Source organism: Pseudomonas sp. WHRI 8519 (genome assembly GCF_040224055.2).
GTDB classification, from domain to species: Bacteria; Pseudomonadota; Gammaproteobacteria; order Pseudomonadales; family Pseudomonadaceae; genus Aquipseudomonas; species Aquipseudomonas putida_X.
This window is the reverse complement of sequence record NZ_CP167996.1, coordinates 862,484-883,467: the sequence shown is the minus strand read 5'-3', so window position 1 is coordinate 883,467 and position 20,984 is coordinate 862,484. Positions and strand designations below refer to the sequence as shown.

General features: G+C 63.4%; 24 protein-coding genes. 12 read left to right on the top strand and 12 right to left on the bottom strand.

The window, feature by feature from the left end; all coding sequences use genetic code 11:
- The first annotated feature begins 35 nt into the window (after positions 1–35).
- Complete coding sequence (locus tag ABRP30_RS04030) at positions 36–326, top strand: DUF3509 domain-containing protein (protein ID WP_241806572.1); 291 nt, start codon at positions 36–38, stop codon at positions 324–326.
- A gap of 3 nt (positions 327–329) precedes the next feature.
- On the opposite strand, the gene ABRP30_RS04025 is transcribed toward ABRP30_RS04030, so the two are convergent.
- Positions 330–800: a phosphate-starvation-inducible protein PsiE gene (locus ABRP30_RS04025; protein ID WP_039604338.1), complete on the bottom strand. Its 471-nt coding sequence runs from the start codon at positions 798–800 to the stop codon at positions 330–332.
- Positions 801–1,027: 227 nt separating this feature from the next.
- Between ABRP30_RS04025 and ABRP30_RS04020 the strand changes: the two genes are divergently transcribed.
- A complete protein-coding gene (locus ABRP30_RS04020; RefSeq protein WP_267820995.1) occupies positions 1,028–1,291 on the top strand; it encodes a YebG family protein in 264 nt (87 codons plus the stop codon).
- Between the two features lie 28 nt (positions 1,292–1,319).
- Here ABRP30_RS04020 and ABRP30_RS04015 read toward each other — a convergent pair whose 3' ends face one another.
- Positions 1,320–2,339: a Glu/Leu/Phe/Val dehydrogenase dimerization domain-containing protein gene (locus ABRP30_RS04015; RefSeq protein ID WP_349976369.1), complete on the bottom strand. Its 1,020-nt coding sequence runs from the start codon at positions 2,337–2,339 to the stop codon at positions 1,320–1,322.
- Between the two features lie 125 nt (positions 2,340–2,464).
- Between ABRP30_RS04015 and ABRP30_RS04010 the strand changes: the two genes are divergently transcribed.
- Positions 2,465–3,271, top strand: a complete 807-nt coding sequence (locus tag ABRP30_RS04010) for a tetratricopeptide repeat protein (RefSeq protein WP_349976370.1) — start codon at positions 2,465–2,467, stop codon at positions 3,269–3,271.
- Here the strand turns inward: ABRP30_RS04010 and maiA are convergent.
- Genes maiA through hmgA form a run of 3 tightly spaced genes read right to left on the bottom strand, consistent with a single transcriptional unit; the run spans position 3,265 to position 6,507 of the window.
- Positions 3,265–3,897 (bottom strand): maleylacetoacetate isomerase, encoded by a 633-nt coding sequence (gene maiA, locus ABRP30_RS04005; protein WP_349976371.1) that lies wholly within the window; start codon positions 3,895–3,897, stop codon positions 3,265–3,267. The two genes, ABRP30_RS04010 and maiA, sit on opposite strands and share 7 nt — an antisense overlap.
- A 12-nt stretch (positions 3,898–3,909) precedes the next feature.
- Complete coding sequence (gene fahA, locus ABRP30_RS04000) at positions 3,910–5,202, bottom strand: fumarylacetoacetase (protein WP_349976372.1); 1,293 nt, start codon at positions 5,200–5,202, stop codon at positions 3,910–3,912.
- Positions 5,203–5,205: 3 nt separating this feature from the next.
- Positions 5,206–6,507 (bottom strand): homogentisate 1,2-dioxygenase, encoded by a 1,302-nt coding sequence (gene hmgA / locus ABRP30_RS03995; RefSeq protein WP_349976373.1) that lies wholly within the window; start codon positions 6,505–6,507, stop codon positions 5,206–5,208.
- Between the two features lie 114 nt (positions 6,508–6,621).
- On the opposite strand from hmgA, the gene ABRP30_RS03990 reads away from it, so the two are divergent.
- Positions 6,622–7,404, top strand: coding sequence for an IclR family transcriptional regulator (locus tag ABRP30_RS03990; protein WP_267820985.1), 783 nt, complete (start codon positions 6,622–6,624; stop codon positions 7,402–7,404).
- Positions 7,405–7,647: 243 nt separating this feature from the next.
- Here ABRP30_RS03990 and ABRP30_RS03985 read toward each other — a convergent pair whose 3' ends face one another.
- The 3 genes from ABRP30_RS03985 to ABRP30_RS03975 form a co-directional block, all read right to left on the bottom strand.
- Entirely contained in the window at positions 7,648–8,559 is a 912-nt protein-coding gene (locus ABRP30_RS03985; protein WP_267820983.1) for an SDR family oxidoreductase, read from the bottom strand.
- Positions 8,560–8,671: 112 nt separating this feature from the next.
- Positions 8,672–9,580 carry an alpha/beta hydrolase gene (locus ABRP30_RS03980; protein ID WP_349976374.1) on the bottom strand — a complete coding sequence of 303 codons (909 nt, stop codon included), beginning with the start codon at positions 9,578–9,580 and terminating at the stop codon, positions 8,672–8,674.
- Positions 9,581–9,786: 206 nt separating this feature from the next.
- Positions 9,787–10,242, bottom strand: a complete 456-nt coding sequence (locus ABRP30_RS03975; RefSeq protein WP_267820979.1) for a flavodoxin — start codon at positions 10,240–10,242, stop codon at positions 9,787–9,789.
- 101 nt (positions 10,243–10,343) lie between these two features.
- Here ABRP30_RS03975 and ABRP30_RS03970 point away from each other — a divergent pair, with 101 nt between their 5' ends.
- Together ABRP30_RS03970 and ABRP30_RS03965 are read left to right on the top strand one after the other, a co-directional pair.
- On the top strand, positions 10,344–10,784 hold the full coding sequence (locus ABRP30_RS03970) for a PAS domain S-box protein (protein ID WP_349976375.1): 441 nt from the start codon (positions 10,344–10,346) through the stop codon (positions 10,782–10,784).
- A gap of 46 nt (positions 10,785–10,830) precedes the next feature.
- Positions 10,831–11,448: a hypothetical protein gene (locus tag ABRP30_RS03965; protein ID WP_349976398.1), complete on the top strand. Its 618-nt coding sequence runs from the start codon at positions 10,831–10,833 to the stop codon at positions 11,446–11,448.
- Here the strand turns inward: ABRP30_RS03965 and ABRP30_RS03960 are convergent.
- Entirely contained in the window at positions 11,433–12,371 is a 939-nt protein-coding gene (locus ABRP30_RS03960; RefSeq protein WP_372490399.1) for a MerR family transcriptional regulator, read from the bottom strand. The genes ABRP30_RS03965 and ABRP30_RS03960 overlap by 16 nt on opposite strands.
- Before the next feature lie 212 nt (positions 12,372–12,583).
- Here ABRP30_RS03960 and ABRP30_RS03955 point away from each other — a divergent pair, with 212 nt between their 5' ends.
- The 4 genes from ABRP30_RS03955 (at position 12,584) to ABRP30_RS03940 (ending at position 14,554) form a co-directional block, all read left to right on the top strand.
- The gene (locus ABRP30_RS03955) at positions 12,584–13,144 is read left to right on the top strand and encodes an antibiotic biosynthesis monooxygenase (RefSeq protein ID WP_267820973.1); all 561 of its coding nucleotides are present in this window, start codon (positions 12,584–12,586) and stop codon (positions 13,142–13,144) included.
- 77 nt (positions 13,145–13,221) lie between these two features.
- Positions 13,222–13,914, top strand: coding sequence for a dihydromonapterin reductase (gene folM, locus ABRP30_RS03950; RefSeq protein ID WP_267820971.1), 693 nt, complete (start codon positions 13,222–13,224; stop codon positions 13,912–13,914).
- 9 nt (positions 13,915–13,923) lie between these two features.
- The gene (locus ABRP30_RS03945; protein ID WP_241806558.1) at positions 13,924–14,220 is read left to right on the top strand and encodes a DUF1244 domain-containing protein; all 297 of its coding nucleotides are present in this window, start codon (positions 13,924–13,926) and stop codon (positions 14,218–14,220) included.
- Positions 14,213–14,554, top strand: a complete 342-nt coding sequence (locus ABRP30_RS03940) for a HopJ type III effector protein (protein WP_241806557.1) — start codon at positions 14,213–14,215, stop codon at positions 14,552–14,554. Before ABRP30_RS03945 ends, ABRP30_RS03940 begins: the two co-directional genes overlap by 8 nt.
- 24 nt (positions 14,555–14,578) lie before the next feature.
- On the opposite strand, the gene ABRP30_RS03935 is transcribed toward ABRP30_RS03940, so the two are convergent.
- Both ABRP30_RS03935 and fabV read right to left on the bottom strand, forming a co-directional pair.
- Positions 14,579–15,487, bottom strand: a complete 909-nt coding sequence (locus ABRP30_RS03935) for an alpha/beta fold hydrolase (RefSeq protein ID WP_349976376.1) — start codon at positions 15,485–15,487, stop codon at positions 14,579–14,581.
- Positions 15,488–15,576: 89 nt separating this feature from the next.
- A complete protein-coding gene (gene fabV / locus ABRP30_RS03930; RefSeq protein WP_241806555.1) occupies positions 15,577–16,776 on the bottom strand; it encodes an enoyl-ACP reductase FabV in 1,200 nt (399 codons plus the stop codon).
- A 322-nt stretch (positions 16,777–17,098) separates the two neighbouring features.
- Here fabV and ABRP30_RS03925 point away from each other — a divergent pair, with 322 nt between their 5' ends.
- A complete protein-coding gene (locus ABRP30_RS03925) occupies positions 17,099–18,277 on the top strand; it encodes an acetyl-CoA C-acetyltransferase (RefSeq protein ID WP_241806643.1) in 1,179 nt (392 codons plus the stop codon).
- A 217-nt stretch (positions 18,278–18,494) separates the two neighbouring features.
- Positions 18,495–20,006 (top strand): methylenetetrahydrofolate reductase C-terminal domain-containing protein, encoded by a 1,512-nt coding sequence (locus tag ABRP30_RS03920; protein WP_349976377.1) that lies wholly within the window; start codon positions 18,495–18,497, stop codon positions 20,004–20,006.
- Here the strand turns inward: ABRP30_RS03920 and yjiA are convergent.
- Entirely contained in the window at positions 19,942–20,919 is a 978-nt protein-coding gene (yjiA, locus tag ABRP30_RS03915) for a GTPase (RefSeq protein ID WP_241806553.1), read from the bottom strand. The genes ABRP30_RS03920 and yjiA overlap by 65 nt on opposite strands.
- Between the last annotated feature and the right edge of the window lie 65 nt (positions 20,920–20,984).

Here is a 20,984-nt window from a genome sequence, read left to right as displayed (position 1 = left end):
TCAATTCCTGCAATCACCTATTGCAGGCCCAGACCATGAACAATCCATTCGAGCAGATCAGCGCCGCCTTCGCCCCCGAGTACCGCGTCAACCTGAGCATCGAGCGCCTGGACGGCAGCATCATGCTGACCTTGTCCGATGATGCCGGCGTGGTCGCCAAGCGCCTGATCACCCAGGCCCAGCGCAACGACCCGGTGCGCCTGCAGCGGGTCATCGACAGCATCCGCCTGGGCCTGGCCATCGAACTGGGGCAGAACCCTTTGCAGGTGCTGGCCGCCCTCACCCGCGACCCACGCCAGCAGCCAAGTCACGCCATCGCCAACTGACGGCTACTTGCCGTCTTCCACTGCCTTGCCATTGGCGTCCAGCACCTTGGTCGAGGGGTAACGGTAGGAGGCGTAGCGCACCACCAGGATCGAAAACGCCAGCAGCAGGATGCCCCCGCACAGGTACAGCAGCCCCTCATCCGGCGCCTTGTGGTGCGACACATCACCGATCAGCAGGCGCGTCAGCGCGGTGATCGCCACATACAGCAGGAAGCGGATAGGCATGTGGTTGGTCTTGAAATAGATCCCGACCATCGCCCCGAGCTCCAGGTAGATGAACAGCAACAGAATGTCATCGACGCTGATGCCACCCTTGCCGAGCATGTCCAGGAACGTCATCACCGCCGCGTAGGCGGTAATGGCGCCGATGCCGAATAGGGCAAGGTAGTGGAACCCTTCTACACACAGATTGCCCAGCGAGTCGGCCGAGCCGTGCAGGCCCTTGCGCAGCTTTTCTGCCCATTTGATGTTCACGATGTGCGATTCCCCGATACGACATGAAGGATGGTGCGTCACGCATGTGACGCTTGTGCCATGCAGTTAAAGGGCCAGGCCCCTGCTTTGGAAGGCGGCCAATTGCCGCAAGGCACCTGTGGGCTACGCTTTTTTGCGGCAAGGGTTGCACCTGAGGTGCGATTGCCATTACTGTATGCGCATACAGTAATCGATCAACCAACCGCAAAAAGGCACAGAGGTGATGAATGGCCGTCGAAGTGGTGTACCGCAGCAGCCGCGACCCGGAGCGCTTGTTCATGGATAAGGCCGAAGCAGATCGTCACGACAAGATGCTCGAACTGGCCGAGCGACTGGCCGAGGTGCTGCAGAAGGCGGTGCCTTCGCTGTCCGAGCAGCAGGTCGAGGAAGCCGGCATTTACATGGCGAAGAACCGCGACGTGTTCGCGCGGGCATTCAAGAGCCAGCCGGACGCCTTGAGTGAGTTGTTGGACACTGACGCGGCCCAATGATCTGCGGCGGCTGGGCGGCCGTGCAGCGTCAGCCGTATAGCAACCGCTCGGCCAGCATTTGCGCCACGCGCGCGGGTGAGCGCTTCTCGGCCTGGGCGTGGGCGAACACCTCGGTCAGGCGCGTCGGGATGCGCGCCAGGTGCGCGGTGATGGTCGCCAATTCTTCGCCGCGGTGCTTCATTGCCACGTAGATCAAACCACCGGCATTGATCACGTAGTCCGGGGCATAAAGAATCCCGCGGGACTCCAACTGGTCAGCCACCTGCAAGGTGGTCAGCTGGTTGTTTGCCGCCCCCGCCACCGCAGCACAGCGCAGTTGCATCACCGTCTGGCCATTGAGCACCGGGCCCACGCCACATGGCGCAAAAATGTCGCAGGGCATGCTGATCAAGGCGTCGTTGGTCACCGGATGGGCGTTGAACTGCTCCACGGCCAGCCGCACCCGACCGGGGTCCAGGTCACTCACCAGCAACTCGGCACCTGCTGCGTACAATTGCTCGGCCAATGCATAACCCACATTGCCCAGGCCTTGCACCGCAATGCGCAAGCCTTTGAGGTCACTGCTGCCCAGGCGGGCCAGGCAGGTCGCACGGATGCCGGCAAACACGCCCATCGCCGCATGCGGCGAGGGGTCACCCGAGGCCGTTGTGCTGGTCACATGGGGCGTGCTCTGGGCGATGCAATCCATGTCCAGCGTCGAGGTGCCGCTGTCCACAGCGACGATGAAACGCCCCTGCAGGGTATCGATGCAGTGCCCCAGTGCTTCGAACAGTGCCGCGCGGTTTTCCACGTGCGGGTTGCGCATGACCACCGCCTTGCCACCCCCCAATGCCAGCCCGGCCAGCGCCGCCTTGTAGCTCATGCCTTGCGCCAGCCGGATGGCATCGGCCATGGCACTCTCGTCGTCTGCATAGGGCAGGTAGCGGCAACCACCCAGCGCCGGGCCGCGAATCTCGTTATGAATGGCCAAAACCGCCTTCAGGCCGGTTTGGGGGTCATTGAACAGGTGCAGTGACTGGGTGCGGGTGCTTTGCATCAGCGCGAACATCGGCGGGCTCCCCTGCGAGGTGCTCCTAGCAGTATAGGCATCCGCATGCAGGCCAAGCTGCTACCGGACCACTGGACGAATCAGCCCGCCAGCGCTATTACTCAAGGGTATGTGGAGATGCCCCGATGAACCCACGCCAAGCCTGCCTGGCCTGCCTGGAACGCGAACCGGTCGCCTTGCTGGAGGCTGCCTTGTGGATGGCCGCCGAGCACGATCACCAGGTCGAGCCTGCCACCAGCCTTGCCAGCCTGCACCACCTGCAAGCCGAAATCAGTGCCAGCCTGCCGATGCTGCCGCTCTGCGAGCTGGCTCAGCCACTGCTGCGCCAACTCAATGCGCTGGGCTTCCAGCAGGATGAATACCACCCTCTGCGCCCGCAGGCAGCACTGATGGACAAGGTTTTGCAGCGCCGCCGGGGCCAACCGCTGGCGCTGGCCATCATCACCCTGGAACTGGCCCGGCGCCTGTCCATAGCGCTGGAGGGTGTGGCATTCCCAGGGCACTTTCTGCTGCGCGTACCCGGTGCCGATCACCTGCTCGACCCTTGCGGTGGCCGGCGCCTGTACCCCAATGATTGCCGCGAGTTGCTGGCCCGCCAGTTTGGCCCGCACGTGCCACTGACAGCCGAGCACCTGCGAACGGCTACCCCGGCCCAGATGCTGCAGCGCCTTTCGCGTAATTTGCGCCAGTTGCATATCAGCAATGACAACCACCTGGCCGCGCTGATCGACGCCGAACGGGTCATGCAATTGGGCCCGGTGCAAGTGAGCGACTACATGACCCGCGCCTCGCTCTACCAGCACCTCGACTGCCCCCAGGCCGAACGCTTCGACCTGGAGCATGCCTTGCTGCTCACCGAGGATCCGGTGCAGCGCCTGAAACTGACCGAACGTATCGGCCAGTTACCGCTGGCGAAGCGTTCGATTCATTGAGCCGGTGTATCCGGCTGGCAGGACGGGTGCGCCATGGCGAATGCAGCATGCCTGGCGGCCAATCCCATGACCCGGCGGATGCGCGGATAGCTGCCGAGGTCGACATTGAACCGCTCGGCCGCATACAGTTGCGGCACCAGATAGACGTCCGCCAGCCCCGGCGCCTCACCAAAGCAGTAGCCATCGTCGCCGATCAGTTGCTCTACAGCCGCCAGGCCTTGGCCAATCCAGTGGGCGATCCACTGGTTGACCTGGGCCTCGTCATGGCCCAACTGGCGTAACTGGTTGAGCACACTGACGTTGTGCAACGGGTGGATGTCGCAACCGATGATGGCCGCCACACCGCGTACCTTGGCCCTCGCTGCAGCGCCACTGGGCAACAGCGCAGGCTGTGGATAAACCTCTTCCAGGTACTCGATGATCGCCGGCGACTGCACCAGCAGCTGGGCATCGTCGGTACGCAGCGCCGGGACCCGGCCCTGCGGGTTCACCGCTGCATACTCGGTGCCGCGCTGCTCGCCCTTGAGCAGGTTGACCGGCAGGGCCCGGTAATCCAGGCCCTTGAGCGCCAACGCGATACGCACCCGGTAGGAAGAGGTGGAACGGTAGTAGGTGTACAGCTCCATTACCCTGCTCCCTCAGTTGGCGGCAATGACCTTGCCGCGGCACTCACCAAAGCCGATGCTGGCCACGCCATCCCGCTTGCAACGGGCACGCAGGATGATTTCATCGCCGTCCTCGAGGAACTTGCGCTGCTCGCCACTGGCCAGCTCCACCGGCTGCTTGCCACCCAAGGTGGTCTCCAGCAGGCTGCCGTAAGCATCGGGCGAAGCACCGGACAGCGTGCCCGAACCGAACAGGTCGCCTGGCTGCAACTGGCAGCCGTTGACACTGTGATGGGCGATCAGCTGTGCCACAGTCCAGTACATGTTCAGGGTGTTGCTCAACGCCAGGCGGTGAGCGGGCAAGCCCTGTTCACGCATGCGCTCGGTCAGCAGCAGCACTTCCAGTTCGATGTCGAAGGCACCGTGGGCCTGATCACGCGGGTCTAGCAGGTAGGGCAACGGTTGCGGATCACCTTGCGGGCGTGCCGGCTGGGCGCAACGGAAAGGCTCCAAGGCCTCGGCGGTGACCACCCAGGGCGACAGCGTGGTGATGAAGCTCTTGGACAGGAACGGCCCCAGCGGCTGGTATTCCCAGGCCTGGATATCACGCGCCGACCAATCGTTGAGCAGGCACAGGCCAGCCAGGTGCTGATCGGCTTGCGCGATCGGAATCGCCTGCCCCATCTCGTTACCCTGGGCAATCCAGATACCCAGCTCAAGTTCGTAATCCAGGCGCGCGCACGGGCCGAAGGTCGGTTCGGTGTGCCCGGCGGGCAGCGTCTGGCCCTTGGGGCGGCGTACATCGGTGCCGGACGGGCGCAGGGTCGAGGCGCGGCCGTGGTAACCGATCGGCACGTACTTGTAGTTGGGCAGCAGCGGGTTATCGGGGCGGAACAGCTTGCCGACGTTGGTGGCGTGCTGAATGCCGACATAGAAATCGGTGTAGTCGCCGACCTTGGCTGGCAGGTGCAACTGGCAATCACTGGCAGGATGCAGCGCCGCCTTGAGCACCGCCTGGTGCTCGCTGTGTTCGCCCAACAACGCCAGCAATCGCTCGCGCAGCGCCACGCGGGCCTCACGGCCGAGGGCGAAAAAGGCGTTCAGCGCACCACCACGGGTAGCCTCCACCGCAGCCTTGGCCTGGCCCTCGAACAGCCCGGCAGCCAGTACGGCCTCCAGGTCGAGAACCGCATCACCGATGGCAACGCCGCAGCGCGGCGTTTCACCTGGGCGGCTGAAGATGCCCAGCGGCAGGTTCTGCAGCGGGAAGTCGCTGTGCCCGTTGGCGTGCTCGACCCAACTACGGGCAATGGCGGACTGGTTCATGGGTTATCTCCGGTTCGGGTTGAAGGTGCTCGGCAAGGTGGCCCAGCAACTATCGTAGTCGGCCTGCAACTGCGGGCATTCGAGGGCCTGCAGGCTCGGGCGCAGCACCTGGCTGGTCTCGAACATGAAGGCCATGGTGTTGTCGATCTTGTGCGGCGCGAGGTCAGCGGCGATGGCTTTCTCGCAGGTCTCGGCATCGGGCCCGTGGGCGCTCATCACCCCGTGCAGCGACGCGCCGCCGGGCAGGAAACCTTCGGCCTTGGCATCGTAGGCACCGCTGATCAGCCCCATGAACTCGTTCATCAGGTTGCGGTGGAACCACGGTGGACGGAAGGTATTCTCGGCCACCATCCAGCGCGGTGGGAAAATCACGAAGTCCATGTTGGCCAGACCGTGCACGCTGGTCGGTGAGGTCAAGACGGTGAAGATCGAAGGGTCGGGGTGATCGAAGCTGACCGTGCCGAGGGTGTTGAAACGGCGCAGGTCATACTTGTAGGGCACGTTGCTACCGTGCCAGGCCACCACGTCCAGTGGCGAATGCTGCAGCTCGCAGGCCCAGTGTTCGCCCAGGAACTTCTGCACCAGTTGCACCGGGCCTTGAGCCTCCTCGTAGTGCGCGACCGGGGCCAGGAAGTCTCGGGGGTTGGCCAGGCCATTGCTGCCGATCGGGCCCAGGTCCGGCAGGCGCAATGGCGCGCCGTGGTTCTCGGCAATGTAGCCGCGGGCCTGGCCATCAGGCAGTTCGACGCGAAACTTCATGCCGCGCGGTATCACCGCGATCTCCTGTGGCTCGACCTCCAGCAGCCCCAGCTCAGTGGCGATGCGCAGGCGGCCCTGCTCCGGCACTATCAGCAGTTCACCGTCAGCATTGAAGAACACCCGCTCCATCGAGCGGTTGGCGCAGTAGATGTAGACACTCACCCCCGCCGGTTTGTCCGCAGCCGAATTGGCTACCATCGGCAGCCAGCCTTCGATGAAGTCGGTTGCTTCAGCGGGGAGCGGTTGAGGGTTCCAACGCAGGCGATTGGGGGTGACGGCGCCCAACGGCCCGTTCAGTGGCTGACGCGCCAGCCGTTCGAAGCGCGGGTGCAGGGCGGAGGGGCGGATGCGATACAACCAGGTCCGGCGCAGTTCGCTGCGCGCCATGGTGAACGCCGTACCCGACAGCAGCTCGGCGTACAGGCCATAGGGGGCCTTCTGCGGAGAATTCTGCCCGATGGGTAGGGCCCCGGGCAGTGCTTCACTGGCGAATTCATTGCCGAAGCCGCTCAGGTACTGAAGGTCGGGCGACGTGTCGCGGTTCATCGATGCCTCCGGATTTTATATTTATCGTAATCAGATTACGAATAACGTAATTTGCTCCGTGTCAGGCGTCAAGCTATAAAGGCGCGACTCGACGAATCCGGAAACCCGTAACCCATGGCCAAAGCCAGCCCCCCCACCGACAACGGCAAGCAGAAGGTCCGCTCGGCGGAAGTCGGCACCGACATCCTCAAAGCCCTCGCCGAGCTCTCCCCGTCTACCTCCCTGTCGCGGTTGGCCGAGCACGTGCAGATGCCCGCGAGCAAAGTGCACCGTTACCTGCAAGCGCTCATTGCCAGTGGCTTTGCCGAACAGGATGCGGCCACCAACCACTACGGGCTGGGCCGCGAAGCATTGCGCGTGGGGTTGGCAGCGTTGGGTAGCATCGATGTGCTGAAGCTGGCTGCGCTGCCCTTGTCGCAGTTGCGTGACGAACTCAACGAAAGCTGCTTCATCGCCGTGTGGGGCAATCAGGGGGCCACGGTGGTCAGCATCGAGCCTGCTGTACGGGCGGTCACGGTGGTGACCCAGATCGGCTCGGTGCTGCCGCTGCTCAGCTCGTCCACCGGCCTGGTGTTTGCGGCGTACCTGCCTGAACGCGAAACCCTGGAGCTGCGCGACAAGGAACTTGCCGTGCTGCAGCAGAGCGCGAGCGATTACGACCGGCTGCTGGCAGGCATTCGCGAACGGGGCCTGCACCATGTGCACGGTTTGCTGATGCCGGGCGTGGATGCGCTCTCGGCGCCCGTTTTCAATGCCATGGGGCAGATCGCTGCGGTGATGACCGTAGTCGGGCCGACCTCGATCTTTCACGCCGATGAACATGGGCCGGCGGCGCAGCGCCTGCTGGCAGCAGCGGGCAATACCAGCTGGCGCATGGGTTACGCGCCGAAGGCCTGAGCGGGCGCTGGCACTGTTGCCTGGAACGTAAAGGTGAATGTCGCGAGGGGCTATTTTTCTTGCCTGATCAAGCGCTTATTCTGGGGTCACTGGCCGGCATGAAGGGCCCTCCCCCCGCCTTTCAGGCCTGCTAGGTTCACCGACGTTGATTTTGAAGCTCCTTGATCTGACGTCTCGATTGGCCGCTGCGCTTGCAGCGGCCTTTTTTTATTTACAGGGCGTTTGGGGCGTGGCGGACGCACGCTACAGCGGATAGCGCTGCAGGTTCGCCATCATCTGCTGCAACGCCTGCAGGCTGTCCTGTGGGTGTACCGCGTCAGCGAAATCACCAATCTGGTTCCAGCTGTCGGCCACCTGCTCAGGGCTGAACCCTTCCCTCGGGTCGAAGCCGACACCCAGGCTACGCTCCCAGCGCACCTTGCCTATCCAGCCTCCACCCACCTCGAACAGCTCACCGCTGCTCTGGCACTGCTCGCTGCCCAGGTAAACCACCAAGGGGCTGACCAGTTCAGGCTTGAGGCGCTCGAACACCTGTGCCGGGATCAGCCCTTCGGTCATGCGCGTGCCACCGGTGGGCGCGATGGCATTGACCAGCACGCCGTGCTTACGCCCCTCGATGGCCAGGGTTCGGGTCAAGCCATACAACCCAAGCTTGGCCATGCCGTAATTGGCCTGGCCGAAGTTGCCATAAATACCAGAGGTCGAAGCGGTGAAGATCACCCGCCCCCAGTTCTGCTCGCGTAAATGGGGCCAGGCAGCCCGGGTAACCTTATAGGCGCCCTCGACATGGACCCGGTAGACCTGATCCCAGTCACTGTCGTCCATCTTGTGGAAGGTCTTGTCGCGCAGGATGCCGGCATTGTTGACCAGCACATCGACCCGACCAAAGCTGTCCAGCGCCTGTTCGACGATGCGTGCGCCGTCACTCACGGAGTCGTGGTTGGCCACGGCCATGCCTCCCGCGGCGCGGATCTGCTCGACAACCCGGTCGGCCGCCGAAGCACTGGCACCTTCCCCATGGGTAGAGCCACCAAGATCGTTGACCACCACCTTGGCGCCACGCGCGGCGAACAGCAGGGCATGGGCGCGGCCCAAGCCACCACCGGCTCCGGTGACGATCACCACACGGTCTTGCAGACGTACCGGCTCGCTCATGCTCCTGGCTCCAGATAGGTTGAAGGCTCGAGTTTCCACCAGCCTCTAGCGGCGGACAATCAAGCTCACTCAGGCTGAATGCCAGGCGATAACGCGCAACGATATCAGTCGCTCAGGACCAGGCCACTTTTTGCGGGACGTAGCGCAGCGGCTGTTCGCGAAACGCCAGATAATGGCGCAGTACCTGCACAGGGGCTTCGGTGTGCGGGTAATGGCCTATGCCTTGCAATTGCACGATGTCCGGGTTGGGCACCAGTTGCCCGTAACGCTCGACCATCTGCGCGCCGCTCAGCGGATCGACCACACCGTTGATCAAGCGCATGGGCACGCCGTCACGCTGCAGCGCCCCCACCCAGCGCTCGCGATGCAGCCTGCGCTCGGTCACGAAACCTACCAGCTTGTGCAGGATGCGAGTGCCGCTGTTGGCCGCGATCAGGCTCCAGAAATCATCCAGTGCGCTTTCGCTGGGGTGAGTGCACGGCCCGTAGACCTGGCTGACGTTGCGCACCAGGTCGTCGCGCCCGAACGAGCGCGCCACCAGCCAACCCAGGCGGCTGAGCAGCAGTTTCTGTATCAACAGTACCCGGCAGCTTTCAGGGAACAGACCGCTGTTGAGAAACACGCAACTGGCGATGTCCGCACTCTGCTGTTCATGGTGCCGCGCCAGCAACTCCTGGGCCACACTGCCGCCGTAATCGTGTGCCAGCAGGTGCACAGGCTGGTCGACCTTGAGGTGGGCAAGCAACGCCTGCTGCAGGTCGGCTTGTTCGATCAGGCTGTAGCCATGGTTGAGCGGCTTGGCCGAATCGCCAAAGCCGAGCATGTCGCAGGCGATGACGCGAAAGCGCTGGGCCAGCGGCGCCCAGAGGTAATGCCAATCCCAGCTTGCGGTCGGGAATCCATGCAACAGCAGCAGAGGCTCTCCTTGCCCTGCGGTCCAGTAACTTATGCTCTGGCCCCGGAATGAAAATGTCTGACTCCGGGTACGCCAGACGCACAATGGTATCTCGGCCAAAGGCATCAGATTCGTCCCGGTATGCAACGGTTGTGGTGGTTATAGGGCAAGGCTGCGTTCATTGCATGTCACCTCGGCACATACATGTGCTCTCTATGTCGAGGCTGAGTCTAGTCAGCCACCAACTCGGTGAAACTTGCGTTGACAGCCAGCTTGATGACCGAGCGAGTCAGTGGCACGAACGGTCATGGCCCATGGGGGTCACTACAGCCTCAAGCCTCCAGGGCCTGGGCAAATGTCGCCAACCACGGTTCGGCGTCAGTCTCCGGGGTTACTGTCTCGCTGGCATCGAGCGTGAGCATCGGCTGCACTTCACGCACACCCAGTTCGGCGAACAACTCTCGCATCTGCTCACCACCGCCGCAGTAAGTATCGCCATAACTGGAATCGCCCAGCGCGATGACCGCCCCCGGCAGGCCACGCCAGGCAGCGGGCAGGGTGTCGCGGATGCTGCTGTACAGCGGCATGAGGTTGTCCGGCAGTTCACCCATGCCGGTGGTGGAGGTCACTGCCAGCAAGGCTTCTGGGGCAAAGCCTTCGAGATCCTGCTGGGTGGCGCGGGCTGCGTGCCAGGCGTCATGGCCTGCAGCTTTGAGCAGCGACTCGGCGTGACGGGCAACTTCTTCGGCGGTACCGTACACGGAGCCGGAAATAATGGCGATTTTCATCGGGAGATGGATTCCGAAACTGAGTGAAAACGTAGGATACTAGCATCCGGCGGTGGCAAAAGGCCGCCTACCCCTACGCCCTTTTGCCTACTGGCCCGGACATGATCAACGCACAACTGCTGCAATCGATGGTCGATGCGTCCAACGACGGTATCGTGGTAGCCGAACAGGAAGGCGATGACACCATTCTGATCTACGTCAACCCGGCGTTCGAGCGCCTGACCGGCTACAGCCGCGACGAGATCCTTTACCAGGATTGCCGTTTTCTGCAGGCCGATGACCGCGACCAGCTTGCCCGTGCACGCATTCGCAAGGCGCTGGCCGACGGCCGCCCCTGCCGCGAGGTACTGCGCAATTACCGCAAGGACGGCAGCGCCTTCTGGAACGAGTTGTCGATCACGCCGGTGAGATGCGATGCCGATAGCCGCACCTATTTCATCGGCATCCAGAAAGATGTCAGCCGCCAGGTCGAACTGGAGCGTGAACTGGCGCAGATGCACGTTCGTCGGGATTTCGACGAGCGCCCGGAACCAAGCGCCTAAGGCAGGGTCAATCCCGTTGAAGAAGTCGCCAACTCCGAGCTCGATCATGCACGCCAATGCGCTTTTGACCCAGGACGAACTGGATTTCATCCAGGACATGCAGCATTCCCCGCAATTGAACCAGATCGACCCGATGTCGAGCCTGCAGGTCAATGGCGACCGGCGCATTCAATCGTTGCTGGCTCGCCTGGTGGCCAACGAGCAAGTCACCCTGCAGGCCCAGTTCAACAATCAGCAGATCAATTTCCCCCTGCAACTGGTGGAGGACGAGTTCCACGCCGTGCACCTGCAGATCGGTTCGCCGGAAATCTACGAAGACGGCCCGATGCTTCGCCCGTGGCGCCTGTCGATGGACCAGCCCACTGCGCTGCTGGATGGGCAGGGCAAGGTCAGCGGGCTGTTCGTGCGCGAGATCTCTTTCAAAGGGGCGCTGCTGGAAATTCGCGGCCTGCCTGAAGCGCCTTCACGCTTCGACCTGCGCTTCGCGCCAGCGGGCATCCCGGCTATCACACTGCACGGCAGGCTACGCCGGCGTATCGGCTCGGATCTCGCTGCCTACGACCTCAGCCGCAGCCTGGCGCAAGAAACCGAGCGCTTGCGTGAATACATTCTGCAGGCCCATCGTCAGGCCCACCCGGAGCTGCACGCTCAGCTGTCGAGCTGACCGGCCAGGTATTGCCGCAGGCGCCGCCGCATCACGCTCACCTCTGCCCCCAAGCACGCCACCGGGCTGCCTGCCAGGCTTTCCTGGGCCAATTCGGCAGCTTCCCCCGCCAGTAACAATGGACACTCGAGCCCAACAGCCATCCGGCTCAAGCGCTTGCTCAGCTCAGCGGTGGGCGCCTGGTTGGAGAACAGCACCAAAGCGTCAGGCCTGAGCTTTGCAGAGACGACCGCCAACTCATCCAGCGGCTGCCCAGGCGCCAACAGCGTCACGCCGATATCATCGCTGCACAACAGCAGGCCGGTGACCAGCAGCTCCAGCTCCAGGCACTGCCCCGATAGCGGCGCCAGAAGCACGCAGCGGCTGTGCTGCCGACGCGTGAGTTGCAGGCGCGAGAACACTCGGGCACGCAAAAACTGATCGAGGAACAGCCACTCGCTGGCCTGGCCGAACGCACCTTGCCCCGCCGCCAAGTCGTGCCAGACGGGCATGAATACATCAGCGAAAACCTGGTCCTGGCTGATGCAGGCAAACACCTGGTCGAACAACCGATCAAGGCTTGCGGCATCGAAGCGTTGCACTGCCTCGCGCACTTGCGCCTGCCAGCGCAGGGCAGAATCGGCTGCGAACGCGTCACTCGCGCTCGCCTGATCACGCGCCAGAATACTGCCTACCTTGCTGACCGCCACGCCGCGCTCGAGCCACCCGAGGATGCGCCGGATATCGTCGATGTCCGCCAGCGAATACAGGCGGTGGCCGCTGTCGGTGCGGGTTGGCTGGATCAGCCCATAGCGCCGCTCCCAGGCACGCAGGGTCACGACATTGACCCCGGTGAGCCGGGAAACTTCACGTATGGGGAACAGGTCCTGATGCTGCAGGCCTGCTTCGACTTCCGCTGTAAGTCCCTGATTGTCGATCTGCACTGAATGACCTGTGCGCAATAAATTGGAGGTGCAGTCTACTACGGGAGGAAAGATCGCAGGTTACCCAGCCACAGCAGCAGGCAGTTGCCAAGGACGTTCAATCAGCCATAATCCGCGCCCGATTCTTGCATAGACGCTTGTGTCGCCCACCACCCCGGGCCACACAGCCAAGGGGCCGGCTACCCGCCAGCCCCGTCGCCAGGAGATACACGATGTCTACCCCACCCGTCACCCTGATGGTGTCGCGCCGCGCCGCCCACGGCCGCTACCAGGACCTGCTGGCCTGGCTGCACGAAGGCGAGCAGCTGGCCACCGACTTCCCCGGTTACCTCGGTTCAGGCATCCTCGCGCCGCCCCGCGACAGCGATGAATTCCAGATCATTTTCCGCTTCAGCGACGAGCCCACCCTGCACGCCTGGGAGCATTCGGCGTCGCGCCGCGCCTGGCTGCAGCGCGGCAACGGCCTATTCGAGCGCCCCAAAGAGAGGCGCGTCAGCGGCATTGATGACTGGTTTGGCAGCAATACAGTGCAAAAACCACCCCGTTGGAAACAGGCGGTAGCGATCTGGTTGGCATTCTTTCCCGTGTCGCTGTTGTTCAACGTGCTGTTCGGCCACTGGCTGAACGCACTGGAACTGCTGCCGCGTGTGATGCTCAGCACCTTGGCACTGACGCCACTGATGGTGTACCTGTTCATCCCGCTCTCCACCCGCCTGCTGGCCAGCTGGCTGCATGCTTCGCCTGCCTCTGGCGCCGCTCTGCGCAGCCGCTGAGGCGAGGCCGCACACGAGGGAAACAGTTCGGGTATGCTGGGCGGCAACGACAGGAAAGACAAGTTGACCGCCCGCACATGAACAGCCCAATTCTCGTTACCGGAGCCAGCCAGCGCGTCGGGCTGGCCTTGGCCCTCGAGCTGGCAGAGGCCGGCCATACCGTGGTCAGTGCCAGCCGCAGCGTGCAGCCCCAGCCTGCGCACCCGAACATCGTGCAGTTCCAGGCCGACCTTTGCCTGGCGGCCGAACGCCAGGCGCTGATCGACTACCTGCAGCAGCACTACGATGGCCTGCGCGCGATCATCCACAATGCCTCCTTGTGGCTCGACGATGGCCTGGACAACCTGCAGACCATGTTCCGCCTCCACGTCGAGGCGCCCTACCACCTGAACCTGGCGCTGGGTGATTTGCTGAACAAGGTCGACAAGGCCGATATCATCCACATCTGCGACGAAACGTCCTCGCGTGGCAGCAAGAGCCATATCGGCTACGCCGCCACCAAGGCAGCGCTGCAGAACATGGTGCTGTCGTTTGCCGAAAAATATGCGCCCAAGGTGCACGTCAACGGTATCCTGCCCGGGCTGCTGATCCTCAAGGAAGGGGGCGACGAAGCCTATCGCCAGCAAACCCTGAAAAAGGCCCTGCTGGAATTCGAACCCGGCCCAGGCCCGCTGATCGAGACGGTCAAATACCTGCTCGACAGCCAATACAGCACCGGCAGCCAGGTGGTCATCAACGGTGGCCGCCACCTGAAGAATCGCATGATTTGAGAGAACCCCATGACTGCGCAAGAACAACTCGAACTCGAGGCCGCCGCCTTCCGGCGCCTGGTCGCACACCTGCAGAACCGCACCGACGTGCAGAACATCGACCTGATGAACCTTTCCGGTTTCTGCCGCAACTGCCTGTCCAAGTGGTACAAGGCCGCGGCCGACGAACGCCAGGTCGACATCAGCCTGGATGACGCCCGTGAAGCGGTGTATGGCATGCCCTACGCCGAATGGAAAAGCCAGTACCAGAAAGAAGCCAGCGCCGACCAGCAAGCGGCGTTTGAAAAAGGAAAACCTCGTGACTGATCTGAACACCCTGCGCGCCAGCCTGGCCAGCGGCGAACACGCCTTTGCCGACACCCTGGCGTTCATCGCCGCCAACTACAGCTACCAACCACAGGCCTTCACCAACGGCGGCGTGGAAAACGCCGCCGGGCAGAACGAAGGCTCGTGCAAGACGCTGGGCCTGGCCCTGCTGGAGGGCCTGAGCGACCAGGAGGCGTTGCTGGCCTTCGGCGAACACTACCGCGACGTGGTGGCCACGCCCCAAGGCACCGACCATGGCAACATCCGTGCGCTGATCTCGCATGGCCTGGCGGGGGTGAAATTCACCGCGCAGCCGCTTTCGCGCAACGCCTGATACTGCCGGGCCGGGCAGGCCGCATCAGCTGATGACCTGCCCCGGCCCACCGGCCGGCAACCCGCCGCGCTGCACCCACGCCAGCGCTATCGGCCACAGGCTCTCGCGGAACCGGTCATGGAAGAACGCGAAGTGACCAATCTCCTCGACCGCGATATCCGCAGGGGCGATCCGCAGATGCCGACGCTCTGCGCCCTGCAGATAACCTAGCAATCGCTCCGTAGCGGCCACCGTGCCGAACGGGTCATCGGTCAGGCTGATCGCCAAGGTGGCAGCCCGCACCTGAGCAAACGGCACATGCTGCAACTGGCGCCCGCTGGGCCTTTGCTCGTAGCGTGCAGTAGCGGTAGTCCAGTCCTGCACCACACCTGCGGGCGTGTCTTCCATCCAGCCCAGGCGCTTGCCGGGGAAGTAACCGAACACGCGGGTCAGCAGGGGCATCGCCACGTGCCACTTTCCAAACAGCCGCCATCGCTGATCGGCTGCGTAGTCGCGCCAATAGGCGAACTGCGCCCCAACCATCACCACCCGCCTGATCCGCCCGGCAGACGGCGCCAGCCCCACGGCGCAACCACCGAAGCTGTGCCCCACGACGTCCACCGGCTGGCAGGGAAATGCCTGGCTGGCGTGCACCAGCATCGCTTCGAAATCCAGCCTGCCCCAGTCGCTCCAGGAGGCCTGGAAACCACGCAAGGAAGGCGGCCGGGATTCGCCGATGCCGCGGTAGTCGTAGGTCAACACATCGCAGCCTTGGGCGAACAGGTAATCGGCAAAGCGGGTGTAGTAGCGGCAGCGCACGGACGTGGCGGCGTTGATGATCACCAGCGGGCGCTGGGGATTGGCTTGGGCGTGGCGCCAGCAGAAACCACCAAGGCTATAGCCGTCGGCTGTGGTCTGGCGAAAAGGCGTGGCCGGCTGGGTGAGGCTGCTCATGGCGCGCTTCCTGTTGTCGTGCGCCAACGCTAGCAAAAAATTCGGGGGCTGTACCGGCCCTTTCGCGGGGCCGGTACAAGCCAAGGGGCTTACAGCTCGACGCAGTCGAACTTCACCTCGGTGGCCACATCTTCGTCGTAGTTGACGTCAGCGCGCTCGAAACCGAACAGGTTGAGGAACTGCTTCTTGTAACCAGCGTAGTCGGTCAGTTCGAACAGGTTCTCGGTGGTCACTTGCGGCCACAGGGCCTTGCAGGCGCCCTGCACGTCTTCGCGCAGTTCCCAGTCGTCCAGGCGCAGGCGGCCCTTCTCGTCCAGCTCCGCCGCGGCGCCGTCAGCACGGTACATACGGTCACGGAACATGCGGTCCAGCTGGTCCTGGGTGCCCTCGTGAACGCCCTTCTCCTGCATGATCTTGAAGACCATCGACAGGTACAGCGGCATCACCGGAATGGCCGAACTGGCCTGGGTGACCACCGACTTGAGCACCGCCACGTTGGCGCTGCCACCGACCTTGCCGGCCAGGCGCTGGGCGGTTTCGTCCAGGTCCTGCTTGGCCTTGCCCAGGGCGCCATGCCAGTAGATCGGCCAGGTGATGTCGCTACCGATGTAGCTGAAAGCAACGGTGCGAGCCTGTGGCGCCAGCACGCCAGCGGCGTTCAGGGCATCGATCCACAGCTCCCAGTCCTGGCCGCCCATGACGGTGACGGTGTCAGCGATTTCCTGCTCGGTGGCCGGCTCGATGCTGGCCTCGATGATGGTGTCTTTGTTGGTGTCGATGGCGGTCGACTTGTACGGCTGGCCGATCGGCTTGAGGGCGGAGCGGATCACTTCGCCGGTCTGCGGCAGCTTGCGCACGGGCGAGGCCAGGGAGTAGATGACCAGGTCGACCTGACCGCCCATTTCGTTCTTGATCAGCTCGATGACCTTGGCGCGTGCTTCATCGGAAAAAGCGTCACCGTTGATCGACTTGCTGTACAGGCCCTCGGCCTTGGCGAACTTGTCGAAGGCAGCAGCGTTGTACCAGCCGGCAGTGCCAGCCTTGGTCTCGGTGCCTGGCTTCTCGAAGAATACGCCCAGCGTATCGGCCTTGAAGCCGAAGGCTGCGGTAATGCGTGCCGCCAGGCCGTAGCCGCTGGATGCACCAATGACCAGGACCTTCTTCGGGCCATCCTCGCGCACGCCCAGCTTGCGGGTGGCTTCGATCTGGTCACGGACGTTCAGCTCGCAGCCCTTGGGGTGGGTCGTGGTGCAGATGAAACCGCGAACCTTAGGATGAATGATGGCCAATGTCTGTACCTCGTCAGGTTTATGCCGGGGAAGCGCCGCCTCGGGCGATTCCGATTGATCAGAGGGTGAGACTACCCCCACAGGTTATCCGACACATATTACGGGGTGATCAGAGGGATGCAAAACGATGCGCCCCCGGCAAGCCCTCATGCGCTGGCAAGAACCGGTGGCAAATACCAAGCGCCGGACACCCGTCCCGGTGCCATTGATTGGGTTTTCACATCAATGGCAAAGAAAAACAAACTTAACAAATGAGCCAAACCCGCCGAAGCTGGTGGCCCTGCGCCCGCTGGGCGACCACCTGCACACGGAGAACAACAAGATGAACGATGTGGTCATCGTCGCCGCAACCCGTACCGCCATCGGCAGCTTCCAGGGTGCCCTGGCCAACGTGCCTGCAGTAGACCTGGGCGCTGCCGTGATCAAGCGCCTGCTGGAGCAGACCGGCCTGGACCCGGCTCAGGTCGATGAGGTGATCCTCGGCCAGGTACTCACCGCCGGCGCCGGGCAAAACCCCGCACGCCAGGCCGCGATCAAGGCCGGCCTGCCCTTCAGCGTGCCGGCACTGACCCTGAACAAAGTCTGCGGCTCGGGCCTGAAGGCCCTGCACCTGGCAGCCCAGGCCATCCGTTGTGGTGACGCCGAGGTAGTGATCGCCGGAGGCCAGGAAAACATGAGCCTGGCCCCCTACGTGATGCCGTCGGCGCGTACCGGCCAGCGCATGGGCCATGGCCAGTTGGTCGACAGCATGATCAGTGACGGGCTGTGGGATGCCTTCAACGATTACCACATGGGCATTACGGCCGAGAACCTGGTGGAAAAGTACGGCATCAGCCGTGAACAGCAGGATGCGTTCGCTGCCCAGTCGCAGCGCAAGGCGGTGGCTGCCATCGATGCCGGCCGCTTCAAGGACGAGATCACACCCATTGTGATGCCGCAGAAAAAAGGTGACCCCAAGGTCTTCGACCGTGACGAGCAGCCACGCCCTGACACCACCGCCGATTCCTTGGCCAAGCTGCGCCCGGCCTTCAAGAAAGACGGCAGCGTCACTGCTGGCAACGCTTCCAGCCTCAACGACGGCGCTGCTGCGGTGCTGCTGATGAGTGCAGGCAAGGCCAACGCCCTTGGCCTGCCGGTATTGGCCAGGATTGCCGGCTACGCCAGTGCCGGGGTGGACCCGGCGATCATGGGTATTGGCCCTGTGTCAGCGACCCAGCGCTGCCTGGACAAGGCTGGGTGGCAATTGGGCGAGCTTGACCTGATCGAGGCCAACGAAGCCTTTGCCGCACAGGCGCTGGCGGTGGGCAAGGCGCTGGAGTGGGATGCCGAGCGGGTCAACGTCAACGGCGGGGCGATTGCCCTTGGCCATCCGATCGGTGCTTCGGGGTGCCGGGTGCTGGTGACCTTGCTGCATGAAATGATCAAGCGCGACGCCAGGAAGGGGTTGGCCACGCTGTGCATCGGCGGCGGCCAGGGGGTCGCTTTAGCGATCGAGCGTTGAGCCTGGGTCAAGGCCCGAGGTTTTCCAGGCCGCCGAAATCGGTGGCCACCCACTTCTGACCCGCTCATAGGGTTCAATGCCATTTATTGGCCTATTGGCTGATGATGGAAGGCAACGAGCACGTCTCGTTCAGAGCAACCTCGTACGCTTCCAGACATGCCCGCGCCTGAGACGCGTCGCACAATGCTTCCCTGACAAATCCAGGTGCCCCACTGCCATGAGCCTGCTTAAATCGGCGCTGCGCGATAAAACCTTCGTCTGCGTCATGGAATTCGTGCCCAAGCCGTCGGCCGAACGCTTCGCTGCGATGGAGGCGATCATGGCCCGTGGGCACTTGTGCGGCTGGCCAATGACCGTGGCCATCGGCGACCGTGTCGGTAGCCCGCTGGACCTCTCGCCATTGGACGCCCTGTCCAGCTTCAGTAAACCGGTCCCTGCCCTGCCCCACTTTTCTGGCAAGGACCGTGAACGCCATGACCTGCTGGCGCAAGTGAAAAGCATGGACGCCGCCGGTCTCGACCAAATGCTGCTACTGACCGGCGATCGCCTGCCCGGCCACCAGCCAGGCGAGCGCCCAGTGCGCTATCTGGAGTCGGTCGCGGCACTACAAATTGCACGCGAGGCCTGCCCCCACTGGCTGCTGGGGGCTGCACTCAACCCCTTCAAATACCGTGAGGAAGAAGGCGGTGCGCAGTACCTCAAGGCGCAGAAGAAGCTCGCTGCGGGCGCCGACTTCCTCACCCTGCAATTGGGTTTCGATGCCAGCAAGCATCTGGAGGCCATGCAGTGGATGGGCCGTCAGGCCGACCCCAAGCCTCTGCTGGCCTGCCTGATGAGCCTGAGCCATGGCCGTGCCGCGATGCTCGAGCATGTCGCCGGCGTTACCGTCTCGCCGTCGATGCGCGACATGCTCGAGGCTGAAGCAGCCGTCTCCAAAGCCTACGCCCACGCACGCAGCGTCGATCGCCTGGCCCTGCAGATCATTGGCGTAAAGTCGATGGGGTATGCCGGGGTGCACCTTTCCGGGGTTCATGAGCTCAAGCAACTGCTTGCCCTTGAGGCGCGTATCCAGGACTGGCAAGCGCGTATCCATTCACAGGCACAGTGGGCAACGGCCTGGGCCGAGAGCTGGCAGATGCCAGGCCTGCCGGCGGTGACCTTCCACCCACCACAAGCAGCCTGGCGCCACGGCCAGTCGCAGGTCAGCGCAACGGCCAGGGAGAAACTGCGTTATCACCTGTTGCATGGGTTTCATGCCCTGTTGTTCAGCCGTAACAACTGGCTGAGCAAGGCCTTTGGCTGGGCCGTGCGCCGGCCGCTGTGGGCCAGCGACAACGGCGCCCGCTGGCTGCACAGCCTGGAACGCAGCGTGAAGCGCCCGTTGCTGGGCTGCGACACCTGTGGCCGGTGCCGCCTGGAAGACACGTTGTACGTCTGCCCTGAAACCTGCCCCAAGGGCCTGGCCAATGGCCCCTGTGGCGGTACTGCGTTGAACCGCTGCGAGTTCGGCGACCGCGAGTGCATCCACAGCGTCAAATATCGCATTGCCAAAGCCGTGCAGCAGACCGAGGTGCTCGCCGAGCGGCTGATCCCCTGCGTCGAGGTACACACGCGTCACCGCAGTTCATGGCCGCAGTGGTTCGCCCCCCAGGCGCCTGGCCGGCTCAGCCCGCGGCCAAAGCTTCGAAACCCGCCCGAATCTTCGCCTCAGGCAGTTCATCGGCAATGAATACCATCACGCTTTCGCGCGTTTCGCCTTCGGCCCACTCGGCGTCCCAATCGAAACCATAGAGTTTGAGCACGCCCTGGAATACCAGGCGACGGTCTTCTCCGGCAATGTTGAGCACACCCTTATAGCGCAGCAGCTGTTTGCCGTGCGTCTCGAGCAACTCGTTCATGAAGTCGCTGAGGCGGTCGATGTCCAGAGGGACCTCGGTACGCAGCACCAGGGTCGAGATGCGGTCAGGTGTGGCGGGTCTGAACACTGGGCGCAGGGTTGGCCTGAGGTTGGCGCCCAGGTCAGGGTTGAGGTTGAACCCGCGCACATCGAGCAGTTCGGCCAGATCGATACGGCCATGCTCGACCACGCGCATCGCTGCACGGCCATTGATACGTGCCAGGCGCTCGCGCAGCGCCTCCACCACCGCCGGCTCGACCAGGTCGGTCTTGCTCAGCAACAGGCGGTCGGCGAAGCCCACCTGGGCCTGCGCGATGGTCTGGGTCAGATGCAAGTCGGCATGAGCCGCATCGACCAGGGTAATGATGCCATCGAGGAGATAGCGGTCGCGCAGTTCCTCTTCGACGAAGAAGGTCTGCGCCACCGGCGCGGGATCGGCCAGGCCGGTGCATTCGATCACCAGGCGATCGAAAGCGATCTCCCCGGCGTCCAGGCGTTCGAGCAGCAGGAACAGGGCACGGGTCAAATCGCCGTGAATGCTGCAGCATACACAGCCGTTGGCCAGGGTCATGACCTGCACCGGCTCGTCACCCAGCAGCTGGCTGTCGATGCCTGCCTCGCTGAACTCGTTCTCGATCACAGCGATTTTCAGGCCGTGCTCGGCTTTTAGCATGTGCTTGAGCAACGTGGTCTTGCCGGCACCGAGAAAACCGGTGAGCACGGTTACGGGAATGGGCGTCTGCACGCAGAAATCTCCTGAAGCTGAAAATGACTGTGGGAGCCCACAGGCTCCCACAGGTTCACGCAGTG